At 70.7% G+C, this 16,354-nt stretch carries 19 protein-coding genes; 11 read left to right on the top strand and 8 right to left on the bottom strand.

The annotated features are described in order from the left end of the window. Positions 1–11: 11 nt before the first annotated feature. The 3 genes from fliD to DEJ23_RS00855 form a co-directional block, all read right to left on the bottom strand. The gene (fliD, locus tag DEJ23_RS00865; protein ID WP_111238391.1) at positions 12–1,415 is read right to left on the bottom strand and encodes a flagellar filament capping protein FliD; all 1,404 of its coding nucleotides are present in this window, start codon (positions 1,413–1,415) and stop codon (positions 12–14) included. Positions 1,416–1,513: 98 nt separating this feature from the next. Continuing rightward, positions 1,514–2,365: a flagellin gene (locus DEJ23_RS00860; protein WP_220034168.1), complete on the bottom strand. Its 852-nt coding sequence runs from the start codon at positions 2,363–2,365 to the stop codon at positions 1,514–1,516. A gap of 122 nt (positions 2,366–2,487) precedes the next feature. Beyond that, entirely contained in the window at positions 2,488–3,303 is an 816-nt protein-coding gene (locus DEJ23_RS00855) for a sigma-70 family RNA polymerase sigma factor (protein WP_111238389.1), read from the bottom strand. A 480-nt stretch (positions 3,304–3,783) separates the two neighbouring features. Here DEJ23_RS00855 and flgN point away from each other — a divergent pair, with 480 nt between their 5' ends. From flgN to DEJ23_RS00830, 5 genes are all read left to right on the top strand, one after another. Beyond that, positions 3,784–4,269 carry a flagellar export chaperone FlgN gene (flgN, locus tag DEJ23_RS00850; RefSeq protein WP_111238388.1) on the top strand — a complete coding sequence of 162 codons (486 nt, stop codon included), beginning with the start codon at positions 3,784–3,786 and terminating at the stop codon, positions 4,267–4,269. Positions 4,270–4,273: 4 nt separating this feature from the next. Further along, positions 4,274–5,692: a flagellar hook-associated protein FlgK gene (flgK, locus tag DEJ23_RS00845; RefSeq protein ID WP_111238387.1), complete on the top strand. Its 1,419-nt coding sequence runs from the start codon at positions 4,274–4,276 to the stop codon at positions 5,690–5,692. 2 nt (positions 5,693–5,694) lie between these two features. Further along, positions 5,695–6,576: a flagellin gene (locus DEJ23_RS00840; protein WP_111238386.1), complete on the top strand. Its 882-nt coding sequence runs from the start codon at positions 5,695–5,697 to the stop codon at positions 6,574–6,576. Beyond that, a complete protein-coding gene (locus tag DEJ23_RS00835) occupies positions 6,573–6,941 on the top strand; it encodes a flagellar assembly protein FliW (protein WP_111238385.1) in 369 nt (122 codons plus the stop codon). The genes DEJ23_RS00840 and DEJ23_RS00835 overlap by 4 nt, the downstream gene beginning before the upstream one ends. 68 nt (positions 6,942–7,009) lie before the next feature. Next, on the top strand, positions 7,010–7,912 hold the full coding sequence (locus tag DEJ23_RS00830; RefSeq protein ID WP_181429054.1) for a hypothetical protein: 903 nt from the start codon (positions 7,010–7,012) through the stop codon (positions 7,910–7,912). 102 nt (positions 7,913–8,014) lie between these two features. Here the strand turns inward: DEJ23_RS00830 and DEJ23_RS00825 are convergent, their stop codons facing one another. Together DEJ23_RS00825 and DEJ23_RS00820 are read right to left on the bottom strand one after the other, a co-directional pair. After that, positions 8,015–8,983: a beta-ketoacyl-ACP synthase III gene (locus DEJ23_RS00825; RefSeq protein ID WP_111238705.1), complete on the bottom strand. Its 969-nt coding sequence runs from the start codon at positions 8,981–8,983 to the stop codon at positions 8,015–8,017. A 66-nt stretch (positions 8,984–9,049) separates the two neighbouring features. Then, entirely contained in the window at positions 9,050–9,442 is a 393-nt protein-coding gene (locus DEJ23_RS00820; protein ID WP_111238384.1) for a ChaB family protein, read from the bottom strand. 97 nt (positions 9,443–9,539) lie between these two features. Between DEJ23_RS00820 and DEJ23_RS00815 the strand changes: the two genes are divergently transcribed. Both DEJ23_RS00815 and DEJ23_RS00810 read left to right on the top strand, forming a co-directional pair. Next, positions 9,540–10,511, top strand: coding sequence for an aldo/keto reductase (locus DEJ23_RS00815; RefSeq protein WP_111238383.1), 972 nt, complete (start codon positions 9,540–9,542; stop codon positions 10,509–10,511). A 120-nt stretch (positions 10,512–10,631) separates the two neighbouring features. After that, entirely contained in the window at positions 10,632–10,943 is a 312-nt protein-coding gene (locus DEJ23_RS00810) for a hypothetical protein (protein ID WP_111238382.1), read from the top strand. Positions 10,944–11,011: 68 nt separating this feature from the next. On the opposite strand, the gene DEJ23_RS00805 is transcribed toward DEJ23_RS00810, so the two are convergent. Together DEJ23_RS00805 and zapE are read right to left on the bottom strand one after the other, a co-directional pair. Beyond that, a complete protein-coding gene (locus DEJ23_RS00805) occupies positions 11,012–12,286 on the bottom strand; it encodes an ammonium transporter (RefSeq protein ID WP_111238381.1) in 1,275 nt (424 codons plus the stop codon). 242 nt (positions 12,287–12,528) lie between these two features. After that, complete coding sequence (gene zapE / locus DEJ23_RS00800) at positions 12,529–13,479, bottom strand: cell division protein ZapE (protein WP_181429072.1); 951 nt, start codon at positions 13,477–13,479, stop codon at positions 12,529–12,531. 189 nt (positions 13,480–13,668) lie between these two features. Between zapE and DEJ23_RS00795 the strand changes: the two genes are divergently transcribed. From DEJ23_RS00795 to DEJ23_RS00780, 4 genes are all read left to right on the top strand, one after another. After that, positions 13,669–14,580: a sulfurtransferase gene (locus tag DEJ23_RS00795; RefSeq protein ID WP_111238379.1), complete on the top strand. Its 912-nt coding sequence runs from the start codon at positions 13,669–13,671 to the stop codon at positions 14,578–14,580. Continuing rightward, positions 14,577–15,029, top strand: a complete 453-nt coding sequence (locus DEJ23_RS00790) for a SufE family protein (protein ID WP_111238378.1) — start codon at positions 14,577–14,579, stop codon at positions 15,027–15,029. Before DEJ23_RS00795 ends, DEJ23_RS00790 begins: the two co-directional genes overlap by 4 nt. A 94-nt stretch (positions 15,030–15,123) precedes the next feature. Further along, on the top strand, positions 15,124–15,501 hold the full coding sequence (locus tag DEJ23_RS00785) for a hypothetical protein (protein WP_111238377.1): 378 nt from the start codon (positions 15,124–15,126) through the stop codon (positions 15,499–15,501). 23 nt (positions 15,502–15,524) lie between these two features. Then, a complete protein-coding gene (locus DEJ23_RS00780; RefSeq protein WP_146240163.1) occupies positions 15,525–15,980 on the top strand; it encodes a hypothetical protein in 456 nt (151 codons plus the stop codon). A gap of 59 nt (positions 15,981–16,039) precedes the next feature. Here the strand turns inward: DEJ23_RS00780 and DEJ23_RS15325 are convergent, their stop codons facing one another. Further along, the gene (locus tag DEJ23_RS15325) at positions 16,040–16,354 is read right to left on the bottom strand and encodes a hypothetical protein (RefSeq protein ID WP_146240162.1); all 315 of its coding nucleotides are present in this window, start codon (positions 16,352–16,354) and stop codon (positions 16,040–16,042) included.

The raw sequence follows: 16,354 nt of genomic DNA, 5'->3' as shown, positions 1-16,354 counted from the left end.
GGTCGTTCCCGTCAACTCGTCGACGTCGATGCCAGCTGGCTGGAGAGCCACGCCGACTGGGACTGGAGCTTGCTGAGGCTGGTCTCGAGCGCGGAGTACTGCGCCTGCAGCGTTGCGCGGCGCTGCGTCAGCCGGTCGGTCCAGTTGTCGATCTGGGTCGTCAGGTCCTTCGCGACGGACTGCTGGCCGGTGATCGAGGTCGTGATCGACCCGGTGTACTTGTCCGACGCGGCCGTCGCGGCGGCGCCGACGTTCGTCGCGATGCCGGAGAGCATGGCCTGTGTGCCCTGCGGGTCGTCCGCCAGGGCCTTCTGGAACACCGCGGCGTCGAAGCTGAACGTGCCGTCCTTCTGGATGACGATGCCGATGGAGGACGGCGACTTCCCGTTCACCGGCGTCGACATCGTCGTGGTGAGCCGCTGCACCGCGTCGCGGGTCGTGCCGTCGCCGGTCAGGACCCCGGCCTTGGTCGACGTCGTGCCGGTGGTCGGGCTGGTGGTGCTCGTCACCGCTGTGTTGGTCGCGTAGTAGGACGTGATCGCGTTGAACGCGTCGACGAGGCCGGACGCAACCGCCTGGGCCTTCGTGGTGTCCTGGGCGACCGTGACGGTGATCGGGTCGGTCGTGGTCTGGCTGACGGTGACGTCGAGGCCCGGCAGCAGGTCGTCGAACGTGTTCGTGGCGCTCGTGACCGTCTGCGCGGCAGCGGTCCCCGCCCAGAGGGTGACGCTGGCGTCCCTGCCCTGGGTGACGACGGCGGCCCCTGGCTGGGTGAAGACGTTCGTCGCGGTGCCGGCGGTCACGTCGTCGGACGTGCCGCGGTGGAGCTCGAACGCCGCCGCAGCGCCGGTTTTCGTCGCGCTGAGCTGCAGGCGGTAGAGCTTGGTGCCGTCGGTGTCGGTCCCGGCGGCGACCTTCGTCGCGGTGACCCCGGCGCCGGCCTTGTTGATCGCGGTGACAGCGTCGTCGAGCGAGCCCGAGGCGGGCGTGACGGTGGTCTTCTTCCCGTCCGCGCCGACGAGGGTGAGCGGCTCCGCGGCGGCGGACCACGTGGACATCGCCGCGGTGACGCCGACGTGTGCGGCCGCGGTCGAGCCGACCTGGAAGCTGACGGAGCCGGCGGAGGCCGTCGAGTCGGTGGCGACGGTCACGCCGGACGACGAGCTCTTCGCGCCGTACACGTCGAGCGACGTGGCCTTGGCGGCGTCGCCGGCCTTCGTCGCGAGGGTCTGCACCAGCGAGTTGATCGTCTGCAGCGACGACACGAACGAGTTGGTGTCGGTGAGCTTGCTCTTGAGCAGGGTCTGCGGGACCTGCTCGATCGTCATCAGCGAGTTGATGAGGTCGGTGGTCTTGAGACCGCTGACCAGACCGTCGATCGCGAGACTGTTGCCCGACACGGACGACGTCGACATCGCGGGGCTCCCTGCCGTCGGAGGTGGTGGTGGTCGAGGATGTGGTGACGCCGCCGTCCGGAGGACTCGAACTCCTCCGGACGACGGCGTCGATGGTGCTAGCGGAGGAGCGAGAGCACGCCCTGGGTGCTCTGGTTCGCCTGCGCGAGCATCGAGGTGCCGGCCTGGCTCAGGATGTTGTCGCGGGTGTACTTGACCATCTCCTGCGCCATGTCGACGTCGGTGATGCGCGAACCAGCGGCGGTCAGGTTCTCCTTGGCCACGTTCGTCACGTTGATGGCGTGGTCGAGGCGGTTCTGCACCGCACCGATGTTCGAACGAGCGGCGGAGACGTACTTGATCTCCGTGTCGATCGCCGTGATCGCCGCCTGAGCGTTCGTGGCGGAGTCGAAGGTGAGGGCGCCGACGTTCGTCGCGACGGTGCCGACGTTCGCCTTCGACAGGTCGATCGAGATCTGGCTCGAGGCGTTGCCGTCCGCGCCGACCTGGAAGGTCAGCGAGCCGTTGCCGGTGCCGTCGGTGCTCGCGGTCCCCTCAAGCAGCTTGATGCCGTTGAAGTTGGTGGACTGCGAGATGCGGGTGAGCTCGTCCTTCAGCTGCCCGACCTCGGTGGAGATCGCCGTGCGCGACTCCGCGTTGTTCGAGTCGTTGCCGGCCTGGACGGCGAGGTCGCGCATGCGCTGGAGGATCGAGTGGGTCTCGGTGAGGCCACCTTCAGCGGTCTGCACGACGGAGATGCCGTCCTGTGCGTTGCGGGCGGCGACCGTGAGGCCACCTGCCTGCGACTTGAGTCCCTCGGAGATCGACAGACCGGCAGCGTCGTCGGCAGCACGGTTGATGCGGAGACCCGTCGAGAGCTTCTCGAGGGACTTCGACAGGTCGTTCTGCGTCGCGTTGAGGTTCCGGTACGTGTTGAGTGCCGAGAGGTTGGTGTTGATGGACATACCCATGGTGGTTTCCTCCGTGAATCCTTGGGTGGTGGTGCCTGCCCGTCCGTGGGCTGACATCCGTGACTCTCGGCAGGGACGCCGAGGTCGTTAGGTGTCGGCGAGGAAATCTCCTCGCCGAGGCGTTAGCCCGCCGCCACGGCGGTCGGCGCGGACGCGTCCTGCACGGCGCGCGCGACACCGGCGGCGGCGTTGGCGGCGACACGCGCCAGGTAGGCGCTGCGCCGCGCGGCGGTGGTCCGGGAGACCGGCTCGACCGCGGTGCCGTCGCCGTAGTGCTCCGCGAGGCCGTCGCGCAGCAGCCGCATCGCCTCGGACCGCTGCTGCGACACCGCGGAGTGCGTGATGCCGAGCTCGGCGGCGACGTCGGTCACCGAGCGGTCCCCGAAGTACACGTTCTCGACGACGAACCGCATGCGGTCGGGCAGCGCGGCGACGGCGGCGCGCAGGTACCGGCGCTTCTCGGCCTCGAGCAGGTCCTCGCCGGGGAGCGGCAGGTCGGCGGCGATCGCATCGTGCACGGTCTCGTCGATCGGGCCGACGGTCCGGCCGGCGTCGGCCATCGCGTCGGCCGCGGTCTGTCGGTCGACGCCCATCGCGTCGGCGATCTCCTGCACGCCCACCGAGCGGCCGAGCCGGGCGGACAGCGCCTCCTGCGTGGCCAGCGTCTCGCGGATCCGCTTCCGGGTGCCCCGCGACGCCCAGTCCGAGGAGCGCATGTCGTCGGCGATCGCCCCGGCGATGCGGGTACGGGCGTACGCCCCGAACGGCACGCCGAGGTCGGGGTCGAACGCCTCTGCGGCCGCGACGAGCGCGAGGGAACCGACGGCGGCCAGGTCGTCACGGTCGAGGTGGGTGGCACGAGCACGGACGTCCGCGACGATGTAGCCGACGAGCGGCAGGTGCTCCACGATCATCGCGTTGCGTGCGTTCCGGTCCATTGTCTTCCCCTGGTCGACGTGCTGGCTGACCCGTCCGTGGGCACGACGGACACCGGCCCTCGGCAGGCCGGTGCGTTCGTCGAAGAGACCCCCCGGGTCCGTCCGGGCGGTGCATCCGCGTCCCTGCGACGCGGTGCGGGGGCGTCCCCCGCGGTGCGTTCCGAATGTATCGGCTGACAAGGCCCTGGGTCAGGCTGTGAACGTCCCCAGTGCGGGGGGACGAAGCCAGTCCTGCGGTCGGCATTTGCGGGGACACCGGGTGGGGAACGCCCGTTCTTGTCCCCCGATCAGGGTGACAACGACCCTCGGTCGGGAGCCACGGTCCGACTCCGTCGCCAACCCCGGCCACGTCGGCCGCCCACGCTGACTCACGACGTCCACTTACGCCCTCCCACTCGGGGTCGATAGTCCCGGCTGTCCACCGGATGGCGGACCGGGACGACCCGAACGTCGCCGACCAGACCCACACCGGGAGGAGCCATGAGCGTGAACGACCTGTCCGCCGTCCTCTGGCGCGAGCGTGAACTGCTCGAACTGCTCACGTTCAAACTCGAGGAGGAGCAGCTCCTGCTCGCCGCCGGGCGCTCCCGCTGGGTGTCGCACGCCAGCCGCGAGGTCGAGCAGGTCCTCGAACGGCTCCGCAGCACCGGACTCGAGCGCGCCGCGTCGAGCGCCGCCGTCGCCGAGGAGTGGGGCGTCGACCCGGACGCACCGCTGCGCGACGTGGTCGCCGCCGCCCCGAGCGGTCCCTGGGGCGAGATCCTCGCCGCACACCTGACCGCCATGGTCGAGCTGACGACGCAGATCGGCGCACTCCGCGACGAGAACGACCGGTCTCTCCGCACCGCCGCGCAGGCGACCGAGGAGACGCTCGCCGGCAGCGTCACCGGCGCCGCGACCTACGACGCCTCGGGGAGCTCCGGCTCCGGCTCCGACGGCGCACGCCTCTTCGAAGGGACCCTGTAGCACCGTGGCGAGCACCTTCGGATCCCTCGCGACCGCCGCCTCCGGCCTGGCCGCGGCCCGCGCCGGCATCGACGTCACCGGGCAGAACATCGCGAACGCCGGCACGACGGGCTACACCCGACAGCGCGTCACGCAGTCGTCCGTGCCCGCCGTGCAGACCGGGTTCGTGCGCGGCACCGCGGCCCTCGCCGGACAGGGCGTCTCCGTCGACGGCATCGCCCGCCTCGGCTCGCTGACGCTCGACGCCGGCCTCCGCGCGGCGACGGGTGCCTCGTCCTGGGCGCAGACCCGCGCGACCGCACTGTCCACCCTCGAGGGAGGCCTGCAGGAGCCCGGGAAGAACGGCCTGTCCGCGAAGCTCGATGCCTTCTGGTCCTCGTGGGGCGACCTCGCCGCGCACCCCGACGACCCCGGTGCGGCGTCGTCCGTCATCGCCGCTGCGTCGACCGTCGCGAGCACCCTCGCCAGTGGGTCGAAGGCGGTCGACGACCAGTGGTTCACCGTGCGCGGCACCGCGGCGACGCAGGTCGGGCAGCTCAACGACGCCGCCGCGCAGGTCGCCGACCTGAACGGCCGCATCCGCTCGACCCTCGCCTCGGGTGGGAACGCCAACGAGCTCCTGGACCAGCGGGACCAGCTGACGCAACAGATCGCCGGACTCGCCGGCGGCACCGTGCGGACGAACGGCGACGGCACGGTCGACGTGCTCCTCGGCGGCAATCCGCTCGTGCAGGGCACGACCGCACGCAGCGTCGCCCTCGACGGCGGCGCCCGCCTGGCCGACGGGCAGCCGGTGACCCTGCGCTGGACGTCCGGCAGCGAGTCGACGGTGACGCTCGACGGCGGGTCCATCGGCGGTGCACTGTCGCTCCTCGCCCCGGCGTCCGGAGGTACCGGTGGTCCCCTCGCCGAGGCATCGGCCGCGTACGACCGGGTCGCGACCCGGCTCGCCGCGACCGTGAACGCCGAGCACGCGAAGGGCACGACGGCCTCGGGGACGACCGGCGCGCCGTTCTTCGCGGTCGGAGCCGGCGCCGGGGCCGCGCAGGCGCTGTCGGTCGTCCCGACCGACGGCAGCGGTCTCGCGACGCGGAACGCGACGGGCCAGCTCGACGACTCGTTCGCCGACGCGCTCTCGCGACTCGGCACGGTCGCCGGGGGTGCGGACAGCGCCTGGGCGACGTTCGTCGGCGGGGTGGGCAGTGCCTCCCGGACGGCCGCATCCGAGTCGACGCTCACCGGCCTGGCGCTCACCAGCGCACGGACGCAGCAGCAGTCCGGCGCGGGCGTCGACCTCGACGAGGAGAACGTCAACCTGCTGAGCTACCAGCACGCCTACCAGGGCGCGGCGCGCGTCCTCACCGCGGTCGACGAGATGCTCGACACGCTCATCAACCGCGTCGGACTCGTCGGGAGGGGCTGACCGTGATCACCCGTGTGACCACCCAGATGTCGATCGCGTCGGCGACGGAGCGGCTGCAGGCGAACGCCGCTCGCGTCGCCGAGGCCACGCAGCGCGCCACGACGCTGCAGGCGATCGCGAAGCCGTCCGACGACCCGGTCGGGACCGGCTCGTCCATGCAGGTCCGGAAGGAGCAGGCCGCAACGGCGCAGTACACGCGCAACGCGAACGATGCGGTGGGGTGGCTCGCGACGACCGACAGCACGCTCTCGAGCGCGTACTCGGTGCTCGGCAAGGTGCGCGACCTCACGGTGCAGGCGGCCAACTCGGGCACGATGGGCGACACCGACCGCGACGCGTTCATCACGCAGTTCCGCGCGCTCAAGGCGGACCTCGAAGCGGCGGCCAACGCGAAGTACGGCACGCGCTCGGTGTTCGCCGGGTCCGCCACCGATGCCGTGGCCTACGTGCCGGGCACCGGGTTCGTGACCGCCACCACCGCGGTCTCCCGACGCGTCGGCGACGGCCAGGTCCTGCGCGTCGACACCTCCGGCGCGGCGGTCTTCGGCACCGGCGCGGCCTCGGCCTTCGCCGTGATCGACGACATCGTCGCGGACCTGCAGAACGGCGTGAACGTGAACCCGAAGCTGAACGACGTCGACGCCGCGATCAACGCGGTCCGCTCCGCGCAGGCGGACGTCGGTGTGCGTCACGCCGAGGCCCTCACCGCCCAGGACGCCCTGACGAGCGCCGGCGTCGCGCTCGAGAACCGCCGCGCGGGCATCGAGGACCTCGACCTCGCCGGCGCCGTCCTCGACCTGCAGGTGCAGCAGACCACGTACCAGGCAGCCCTCGCCGTCACCGCGAAGGTCCTGCAGCCGACCCTGATGGACTACCTCCGATGAGCATCGACCTGACCTTCCCCGTGCCGCCGTTCGGACTCTCCCCGGCGCCCGTGTTCACGCTCGCCCCCGTCGACGGCGCCGACGGGCTCTTCGCGCTCAGCGGTGGCGACGCCCGGCTGTACCTGCTCGACGCGGCCGTGCACCTGCCCGACTACGCGCCGGAGCTCACCGACGAGCAGGCGGCGACGATCGGACTCACCGACCCCGCGGAGGCGATGCTGCTCGTCGTCGCGAACCCGGGCGATACCGGCACGACCGTGAACCTGCTCGCGCCCGTCGTCGTGCACGCCCGCACCGCCGTCGGTGCCCAGTTCATCCTCGAGGACCAGGACCTCCCGCTCCGCGCGGAGCTCGCGCGGCGCTAGCCGACCAGGGCGCGCGCAGCGTCCACACCCGGCGAGAGCTCCCACCACGCTGGCGTACGGTCACCGGTATGGCCCGACAGCACAACGACGGGGCGATCGTGCCGATGCCGAGCGCCCCGGTCCAGCCCGACACCCGCGACGACCAGACCCTCACGACCGACGGGCCCGGCGGGTGGACGAAGATCCTCGACCGTGTCATCGCCGTGCAGCGGCCCGTGGTCGTCGCCCACGTGAACGCCGTGCGCCGCCGCCACCCGGACGCGAGCCCGGCCGAGATCATCCAGATCCTCGAGCGGCAGTACCTCGCAGCCGTCACCACCGGTGGGGCGGCGGTCGGGGCGAGTGCCGTGGTCCCGGGCGTCGGCATGGTGGCGGCGCTCGGCCTGAGCGGCGCCGAGACCGTCGGGTTCCTCGAGGCGACGGCCCTGTTCGCGCAGTCGGTGACCGAGGTCCACGGCATCGCCCTCGAGGACCCGGAGCGCTCCCGCACGCTGGTGATGGCCCTCATCCTCGGCGCCCCCGGCACCCAACTCGTCAAGCAGCTCGCCGGACAGGCCGCAGGCGGACCGGGACGCTCGGCGTTCTGGGGCGAGATGGTCACGTCGTCGCTGCCGAAGCAGGTCGTGAGCGGGATCGGCGGCAAGGTGCGCGATCAGTTCATCAAGCGGTTCGCCGCGCGCCAGGGGGCCTCCGTGCTCGGCCGTGCGCTGCCGTTCGGCATCGGCGCCGCGGTCGGAGGACTCGGCAACCACGCGCTCGGCAGGAAGGTCGTCCAGGCGTCCCGCGAAGGGTTCGGCCTGCCGCCGCGTCACTTCACGGTCGTGCTCGAGGCGAAGCCGACGAAGGACCGCGGCCGGACCGCGAAGGCGGACACGGCGTCGCAGGAGCGCCGTGCGCTGCCCTGGCGGCGGGGGACCCGCGGCGACGAGGACCTGTGGGCCGACACACCGCGCCGCGAGGACCGCGGCTGACGGACCCTGCCCTGCGTGGGCGCGACCGGCTGTCGTCGCCCACGGACGGGAGGCACGGTGCCAGCCGGCACCGTGCCTCCCGTCCGTCAGTGGTCCACCACGTCAGGCGCGACGCTTCGGTGTCCGCACCACCTGCCCGGCGTGCGCGAACCCGCCGCCGAACCCGAAGAGCAGGGTGAGCGCGTCCTCCGGCAGCTCGCCCCGGTGCCACGCCTTCGACAGTCCGAGCGGCACGCTCGCGGCCGAGGTGTTCCCCGACTCGACGACGTCGCGCACGACGTACTTGTCCGCGCCACCGAGCGCCTCGGCCAACGGCTCGATGATCCGCAGGTTCGCCTGGTGGAAGGCGAACACCTCGATGTCGTCCAGCGTGAGCCCGGCGGCCTCGACGACGGCACGCGCGTGACCCTCGGCCTCGGTGATCGCCCACCGGTAGATCGATCGCCCCTGCTGCGTGAAGTACTCCGGGTCCCGTGTGACGAGGACGGCCTCGTTGAGGTGCGGCACGCTCCCCCACGACACCGGACCGATCTCCGGGGCCTCCGAGACGCCGAGCACGGCCGCTCCTGCGCCGTCACCGACGAGCACGCAGGTCGAACGGTCCGTCCAGTCGGCGATGCTCGTCAGCGTCTCCGAACCGATCACGAGCGCGGTGTCCGAGGCGCCGACCCGGATCGACTGGTCGGCGAGTGCCATCGCGTACTCGAAGCCGCTGCACGCGGTGTTGATGTCGATCGGCGCCGGGCCGTTCGTCATGCCGAGTGCCGCGGCGACCCGACCGGCGGTGTAGGGCGACCGCTCGCGGTGCGTCGTCGAGGCGACGATGACCAGGCCGATGTCCGACGCTTCGAGACCGGCGTCGGCGATCGCGTTGCGGCCGGCCTCGATCGCCATCGACACGACGCCGTCGTCCGGCCCCGCGATCCGGCGGGTCTTGATGCCGGTGCGGGTGGTGATCCACTCATCGTTCGTGTCGACCATCGTCGACAGTTCGTCGTTCGTCAGGACTCGGGAGGGCTGGTGGTGGCCGAACCCGAGGATCCGGCTGCCACGGAGTGCTGGGGTGTTCACCAGCGGCACGCTACTCCCCCGTCACCGCGGCCCATGCCGGACAGGGCATGAGCCGCGGCCACGCCCTCACTTCCGCGCTGCCGCCGTCGCCCGGTCGTTGGCGTGCTGGATCGCGCGGACGAGCTCGTCCTTGTCCATCTTCGAGCGCCCGCTGATGTCGAGTCGTTTCGCCACCTCCATCAGGTGCGCCTTCGACGCGTTCGCGTCGACGCCGCCCTGCGTCTCGCCGTCGCCGCGGCTGCCGGCGGCGCCCTCGTCGGACGGGCCGGAGGACTCCTTCTCCTCCCAGTGGTCGCCGACCTTCTCGTACTCGTGCTTCACGGCCGCGTAGGCCGTCCGGTGTGCCCGCTCCCCGGGGCCGTACGTCTCGTTCGCCGAGTCCAGGGTCTTCTCGAAGATCTCCTGGGCGTGCTCCGGCGACCGCTGCAGGGTGCTCGGGATCTCGTCCTTGGCCGGCATCGCGTCTCCTCTCGTCGGTCCGTCCCTTCTACCCGCCGATCGTGTCCGGCACCCGCAGGGTCTGGTGCACGCAGCGCGGGGCGCGTAGACCAGACGCATGGACTACACACACCTCGGACGGACAGGGCTGTCGGTGTCACGAGCGGTGCTCGGCACGATGAACTTCGGACCGGAGACCAGCGAGGGCGACTCCCACGCGATCATGGACCGGGCGCACGAGCTCGGAGTGAACTTCTTCGACACGGCCAACGGCTACGGCGGCTCGGTGGGCAAGGGGGCCACCGAGGAGATCATCGGCCGGTGGTTCGCCACGGGCGGTGGGCGGCGTGAGAAGACCGTCCTGGCGACGAAGGTCTACGGCGAGATGACGGACTGGCCGAACGGCGGCAGGCTCAGCGCGTTGAACATCCGGCAGTCGCTCGACGCCAGCCTCCGACGCCTGCAGACGGACCACGTCGACCTGTACCAGTTCCACCACGTCGACCGGGCGACCCCGTGGGACGAGATCTGGCAGGCGATCGACGTCGCCGTGCAGCAGGGCAAGGTGCTCTACGTCGGCTCGTCGAACTTCGCCGGGTGGCACATCGCCCAGGCGCAGGAGGCCGCGGCACGCCGGGGATCGCTCGGCCTGGTCAGCGAGCAGTCCATCTACAACCTGGTGGTCCGCGACGTCGAGCGCGAGGTCCTGCCGGCCGCCCGCGAGTACGGTCTCGGCGTCATCCCGTGGTCGCCGCTGCAGGGCGGGCTGCTCGGTGGCGTCATCGAGAAGACCGAGAACGGCTCCCGCCGGCTCTCGGGCCGGAGTGCGGAGTACGTCGAGGGACACCGTGACCAGCTCACCGCGTACGAGTCGTTCGCGAAGGAGCTCGGCCACACCCCGGGCGAACTCGCCCTGGCGTGGTTGCTGCACCAACCCGGTGTCACCGCGCCGATCACGGGCCCGCGCACGATGGAGCAGTGGGAGTCCGCCGTCCGCGCCGTCGACATCCGGCTCGACGGGGCGGCGTTGGCGCGCCTCGACGAGATCTTCCCGGGGCACGACACGGCTCCGGAGGACTACGCCTGGTGATCCGCTGACACGGCGACGGACGCCGACCCGGACGCGGGTCGCGACCGCGCGTCGCGACGACGAGCGACAGACGACCACCAGCAGACGACCACCAGCAGACGACGAGCAGCAGGAGGAGACATGGTGAACGACCACGGCGGCGGGGGCGGCAACACCGAACTCGGCGAGGAACTGCAGCACGAGGCGGCGACCACCGGCGACGACCAGCGTGCGCACCGGGCACCCCGGGCCGACGACGACCGATCCGGGCTCGACCTCGAGGACCGCGGCGACGAGGAGCGCACGGCCCTCGCCGACCTCGGCAACGACACCCGCGGCGGCGACGCGCTCGTCGGCGGGGGCGACGACGTCGGCGACACGGCCAGCGGGACGCAGACGGACGACCAGGCAGCACCGGGTGGCGACCGCGAGGACGGCGCCGACACGGTCTGACCGCGCACACGACGACGGGCCCCGCGCCTGCTGTGTGCGCGGGGCCCGTCGTGCGGGTGGAGTCGGTGCTAGCGGACCGAGACCGGGGTCTCGTCGGCCTGCTCGTAGAGGACGTAGCCCTCCTCGCCGTGGACCGCCGTGTCGATGCCGGCGACCTCGTCCTCGGTCTTCACGCGGAAGCCGATGGTCTTCTCGATGGCGAAGCCGATGACGAAGGCCAGGACGAAGGAGTAGACGCCGACGATGAGGGCCGCGGCGGCCTGCTTGCCGAGCTGCTCGAACGAGCCCGAGTAGATCAGGCCGGTGTCGTTGGCGAAGAAGCCGAGGAACAGCGTGCCGAAGATGCCGCCGACCAGGTGCACGCCGACCACGTCGAGGGAGTCGTCGAAGCCGAGGCGGTACTTCCAGTCAATCGCGAAGCAGCAGACCACGCCGGCGAGGAAGCCGAGGACGATGCCCCAGCCCGGGGTGAGCGCGGCGCACGCCGGGGTGATGGCGACGAGACCGCTGACCGCGCCCGAGGCGGCGCCGACCGAGGTGGCCTTGCCGTCCTTGAGCTTCTCGATGAGCAGCCAGCCGAGGATCGCGGCGGCCGGGGCGGCGAGGGTGTTCACCCAGGCGATCGCGGCGATGCCGTCGGCAGCACCCTCGGAGCCCGCGTTGAACCCGAACCACCCGAACCAGAGGATGGCCGCGCCGAGGAGGACGAAGGGCGGGTTGTGCGGCTTGTGCGCACCCTTGGCGAACCCGACGCGCTTGCCGAGGACGATCGCCAGGGCGAGACCCGCCGCACCGGCGTTGATGTGCACCGCGGTGCCACCGGCGAAGTCGATGACGCCCCAGGTCGCGGCCCAGCCCGAGGTGAGGTTGAACACCCACGAGGCGACCGGGAAGTACACGACGGTGACCCAGATGCCCGCGAAGAGCATCCACGCGCCGAACTTCGCGCGGTCGGCGATGGCGCCGGAGATCAGGGCGACGGTGATGATCGCGAACGTGGCCTGGAAGCCGACGAACGCCATCGACGGGTAGGCCGCGTCGATCGTGGAGGCCTGGGCCTCCTCGAACGCCTGGCCGAGGCCGAGCAGGTTCCAGTCGATGCTGAAGAACCCGACGACGCCCGTCACCGCGGTGTCGTCGCCGTGGTTGGCGAACGCGATCGCGTAGCCGTAGAGCACCCAGAGGACGCTCACCAGCGCGATCGCTCCGAAGGACATCATCATCATGCTGATGACGGACTTGGCCTTCACCAGACCGCCGTAGAAGAAGGCCAGGCCGGGTGTCATGAACAACACCAGCGCCGCCATGACCAACACGAACGTCGTGTTGCCCTGATCAAGCATCTGTTCACCTCTCGCGATTGCAGTGCGGCTCTCGGGTCCGCCCTCGGGTGATCAGAGTCTGGCGAGGTGACGTTTCGCGAGGGAGCACGAAGTGTTTCGCGGGTGTAACGCGGCGGGCGCGCATGTAAACGTCGTGTTTCGACGGCCCGGACGGCAGGTCCGGTACGGCTGACGGATCGCCGGGTGCGCCGGACGGGAGGCCCGTGGCGGGACCGCCACGGGCCTCCCGTCCGTCGGATGGTTCAGTCGGCGGCGCGCGACAGCGCGACGACGCGGGACGCGGCGCGCAGGTACTTCTTGCGGTAGCCGCCGTCGAGCATCGTCTGCGGGTACACCTGGTCGAGCGGCGTCCCCGAGGCGACGATGCGGACCTGTGCGTCGTAGAGCCGGTCGACCAGGGCGACCCACCGCAGCGCGTCGGTCTGGTCGGTGAAGGCCTGCACGTCGGTCAGCCCGACCGCGTCCAGCCCGTCGACCAGCGAGACGTACTTCGACGGGTGCACGCTCGCCAGGTGGGCAACGACCTCGCGGAAGTCGTCGACCGTCGTCGTCCCCTCCGGCAGGCCTCCGGCCACGTCGTCGACGGTGCGGGCTGACTCGTCCACGGCGCGACGGCGGTAGTCGAGCCCGTCGATGCGCATCGTCTCGAACCGGTCGGACATCGCCTGGATCTCACGCAGGAAGTCCTGTGCGGCGAAGCGCCCCTCGCCGAGCGCCCCCGGCGGGGTGTTCGACGTCGCCGCGAACCGCGTGCCGGTCTCGGACAGCTCCTTGATGAGCCGGGTCATCACCATGGTGTCGCCCGGGTCGTCGAGCTCGAACTCGTCGATGCACACGAGCGCCGTCCCACGGAGCAGGTCGACGGTGCCCTGGAACCCGAGCGCGCCGACGAGGGCGGTGTACTCGATGAACGTGCCGAAGGTCTTCCGCGACGGCTCCGCGTGGTACGCGGCGGCGAGCAGGTGGGTCTTGCCGACGCCGAACCCGCCGTCCAGGTAGACGCCGGAGCGCGCCGGGGCCTCGGCGGGCTTCCTGCGACCGAACAACCCGCGCTTCGCCGGTTCGGGCCGTGCCGCCACGAACGCCTCGACCGCGTCGCGCACCGCTGCCTGCGACGGGTACTCCGGGTCCGGCCGGTAGCTGACGAACGACGCATCGGCGAACTGCGGCGGCGGCACGAGGGCCGCGGCCATCTGCTGCGGCGTCACCTGCGGGTCACGATCGACGAGGTGTGCAGGCAATGGGGCCCCTCCGGGAAGCATGTCGTGCGGTGTCACGTTGCAGGTGGCGGTCGGTACGTCCGCGTACCGTTGCCCGCGGGCACCGAGGACCGATCCTATGCCTCGACCGCCCCGCTCGTCCCGCAGCCTGGAGGTACCCCGATGACCGCACCGGTCGACCCGTCCGAGAAGTTCGCCGCCTACGCCCACCCCGAGCGCCTGGTGTCGACCGAGTGGCTGCAGGAGCAGCTCGACGCCGGTGCCGGCTCCCCCGACCTGGTCGTCGTCGAGTCCGACGAGGACGTCCTGCTCTACGAGACCGGACACGTGCCCGGAGCGGTGAAGATCGACTGGCACACCGACCTCAACGACCCCGTGCAGCGCGACTACATCGACGGCGAGGCCTTCGCCGCACTCGTGGGCGGCAAGGGCATCGGGCGCGACACCACCGTGGTCGTCTACGGCGACAAGAACAACTGGTGGGCCGCCTACGCCCTCTGGGTCTTCACCCTGTTCGGGCACGAGGACGTCCGCCTGCTCGACGGTGGCCGGGGGAAGTGGATCGCCGAGGACCGCACGCTCACCACCGACCGCACCGAGGTCACGCCCGTCGAGTACCCCGTCGTCGCGCGCCGCGACGAACAGGTCCGCGCGTTCAAGGAGGACGTGCTCGACCACCTCGGCAAGCCGCTGATCGACGTCCGCAGCGCCCCGGAGTACTCGGGTGAGCGCACCACCGCGCCGGACTACCCGCAAGAGGGCGCTCTGCGCGCCGGACACGTCCCGACCGCCGTGAACATCCCGTGGGCCACCGCGGCCGCCGCCGACGGCACGTTCAAGAGCCGCGAGGAGCTCGACGCCGTCTACCGCGACGGCGCCGGGATCGGCGACGCCGACGAGGTCATCGCCTACTGCCGGATCGGCGAGCGGTCGAGCCACACGTGGTTCGTGCTCCAGCACCTGCTCGGTGTCGAGAACGTCCGCAACTACGACGGCTCGTGGACCGAGTGGGGCAGCGCGGTGCGCGTCCCGATCGCCACCGGCACCGAACCGGGTACGGTTCCCGGACGATGAGCGACGCACTCCCCCAGCCCCTCGCCGAGATCCGCGACGACTTCCTCGAGCTGTCCCAGCAGGACCGGCTCCAGCTGCTCCTCGAGTTCTCCGACGAGCTCCCCGCGCTGCCCGAGCGACTGCAGGGGCACGAGGACGAACTCGAGCGCGTCGAGGAGTGCCAGTCCCCCGTGTTCATCACCGTGACGGTGGGGGCCGACGGCGACGGCCCGGACGTGGTGCGGATGCACGCGACGGCGCCGCGCGAGGCGCCGACCACCCGTGGCTTCGCCTCGATCCTGGCGCAGGGACTGTCCGGGCTGACGGCTCCGGAGGTCCTGGCGGTCCCGGTGGACTACCCGCTGACACTCGGGCTCACCGAGGCGGTCAGCCCGCTGCGGATCCGGGGCATGGTCGGCATGCTCGGTCGGGTGCAGCGGCAGGTGCAGGCGGCGGTCGCGGCCACCTGATCTGCGTCGCCTGGTGGCTGTGTACGACACTTCTCCGCCTGGACGCTCCGCTTGACGCTGTGACAGGATCAAGGAGTCATCGCGGGGAGACATCATGGCGAAGGTCCACGGCAACGATCCGACGGGGTACTCGTACGGAGACGCCGACGCGCTGAAGTCGGCGGCGCAGAGTCTCGCGTCGGCGATCGACGGACAGACTGCGACGCGGTCCGCGGCGGCGTCGAACGCGGGGCGCGAGTTCCGCGGGTACTTCTCGCAGGTGTTCGCCGACAACGCCGGCATCGCTTCACGGAGCGCGGGCAAGCTCTCGGATGCGCTCTCCTCCCTCGTCGGGTTCGTCGACGAGCTGCGCGAGGCAGCGAAGCAAGAGGACCGACGACGGGTCCACCCGAATCCGCATTACCACACCTACGAGCCGAACGAGACCGGCGGCACTCGGAGGCGGGCCAAACCAGCTCGGCCGCTCCCCTGACGGGAGAAAGTCCAATGCTGCGATTGTTCACTCTCGACCTGAGCCGAGATGCGAGTTCAAACATCGAGTTCCGGGATGTTCTTGCTGCCCTCGTCCTCCCAGAGTTGTCGTGGACAGCCGAAGACATCTCCGTCGTCGTCGTCGGACACTCCGACCTACCGATTGCCGAGATCGAAGAAGCGTCGAGCACTCCTGGCGTTGCAAATCCCGTATTGGACAGCGAGACATTCGCGGCCTTCAATCGCGCGATCCTGCAACTGATCGACGGCGAGATGATCGGCTATGAGACCAAACATCTTCAGCAACTCGAGAAGGCTGCCATCCGGCTGGACGTCGTGGACGGGACGTTCTGGACCGTCATCCTTGATCCTGATCGCGTGGGGGTCCGGAGTGATTTCACGGCCATGTTCGGGGATGGGACACCAATCTCAGCCATGAGCAGCCGAGCTACTCAGTCGAGCAGATCAGACGACACGTGAGCGATGCCCTCCGAGGTCCAGCGAAGAACACCGATGACACCAGGAAGGTCTTCTTCCTCTCATCCATGGACGACACTCGATTTTCGGCCGTGTTCCGGTGCGAGGTCGAACGAACGATCGAGCTTCCGAACGGTCACCATGCGCTGATGGTCAGCTGCGATCCACCCGTGAACGGACAGGAACTCGGTCACCCGCTCGGTATCACTGAGCTGTTGCTGTGGAGTCGATTCGAAGACGAAGACCTGTGGGCGTTCCCCGCCTTCCCGCACTTCGTGCAGATCTGTCTGCCTGACGTCGATCTGCCTGCCCATGCCATGCCCGCGAGCATCGCATGGGGCGAGATCTACAAGACCGAGGCGGACGCGCACGCTCAT

This window comes from Curtobacterium sp. MCSS17_008 (genome assembly GCF_003234185.1).
Taxonomy (GTDB): Bacteria; Actinomycetota; Actinomycetes; order Actinomycetales; family Microbacteriaceae; genus Curtobacterium.
Note: the sequence above shows the minus strand (reverse complement) of the source record. Positions and strands in the feature narration are given on the sequence as shown.

Bases quoted from the DNA above. Each gene is read 5' to 3' on its own strand.
- fliD (WP_111238391.1), bottom strand. From the start codon at position 1,415: ATGTCGACGTCGTCCGTGTCGGGCAACAGTCTCGCGATCGACGGTCTG.
- DEJ23_RS00860 (WP_220034168.1), bottom strand. From the start codon at position 2,365: ATGGGTATGTCCATCAACACCAACCTCTCGGCACTCAACACGTACCGG.
- DEJ23_RS00855 (WP_111238389.1), bottom strand. From the start codon at position 3,303: ATGGACCGGAACGCACGCAACGCGATGATCGTGGAGCACCTGCCGCTC.
- flgN (WP_111238388.1), top strand. From the start codon at position 3,784: ATGAGCGTGAACGACCTGTCCGCCGTCCTCTGGCGCGAGCGTGAACTG.
- DEJ23_RS00835 (WP_111238385.1), top strand. From the start codon at position 6,573: ATGAGCATCGACCTGACCTTCCCCGTGCCGCCGTTCGGACTCTCCCCG.
- DEJ23_RS00830 (WP_181429054.1), top strand. From the start codon at position 7,010: ATGGCCCGACAGCACAACGACGGGGCGATCGTGCCGATGCCGAGCGCC.
- DEJ23_RS00820 (WP_111238384.1), bottom strand. From the start codon at position 9,442: ATGCCGGCCAAGGACGAGATCCCGAGCACCCTGCAGCGGTCGCCGGAG.
- DEJ23_RS00815 (WP_111238383.1), top strand. From the start codon at position 9,540: ATGGACTACACACACCTCGGACGGACAGGGCTGTCGGTGTCACGAGCG.
- DEJ23_RS00810 (WP_111238382.1), top strand. From the start codon at position 10,632: ATGGTGAACGACCACGGCGGCGGGGGCGGCAACACCGAACTCGGCGAG.
- DEJ23_RS00805 (WP_111238381.1), bottom strand. From the start codon at position 12,286: ATGCTTGATCAGGGCAACACGACGTTCGTGTTGGTCATGGCGGCGCTG.
- zapE (WP_181429072.1), bottom strand. From the start codon at position 13,479: ATGGCCGCGGCCCTCGTGCCGCCGCCGCAGTTCGCCGATGCGTCGTTC.
- DEJ23_RS00795 (WP_111238379.1), top strand. From the start codon at position 13,669: ATGACCGCACCGGTCGACCCGTCCGAGAAGTTCGCCGCCTACGCCCAC.
- DEJ23_RS00790 (WP_111238378.1), top strand. From the start codon at position 14,577: ATGAGCGACGCACTCCCCCAGCCCCTCGCCGAGATCCGCGACGACTTC.
- DEJ23_RS00785 (WP_111238377.1), top strand. From the start codon at position 15,124: ATGGCGAAGGTCCACGGCAACGATCCGACGGGGTACTCGTACGGAGAC.
- DEJ23_RS15325 (WP_146240162.1), bottom strand. From the start codon at position 16,354: ATGAGCGTGCGCGTCCGCCTCGGTCTTGTAGATCTCGCCCCATGCGAT.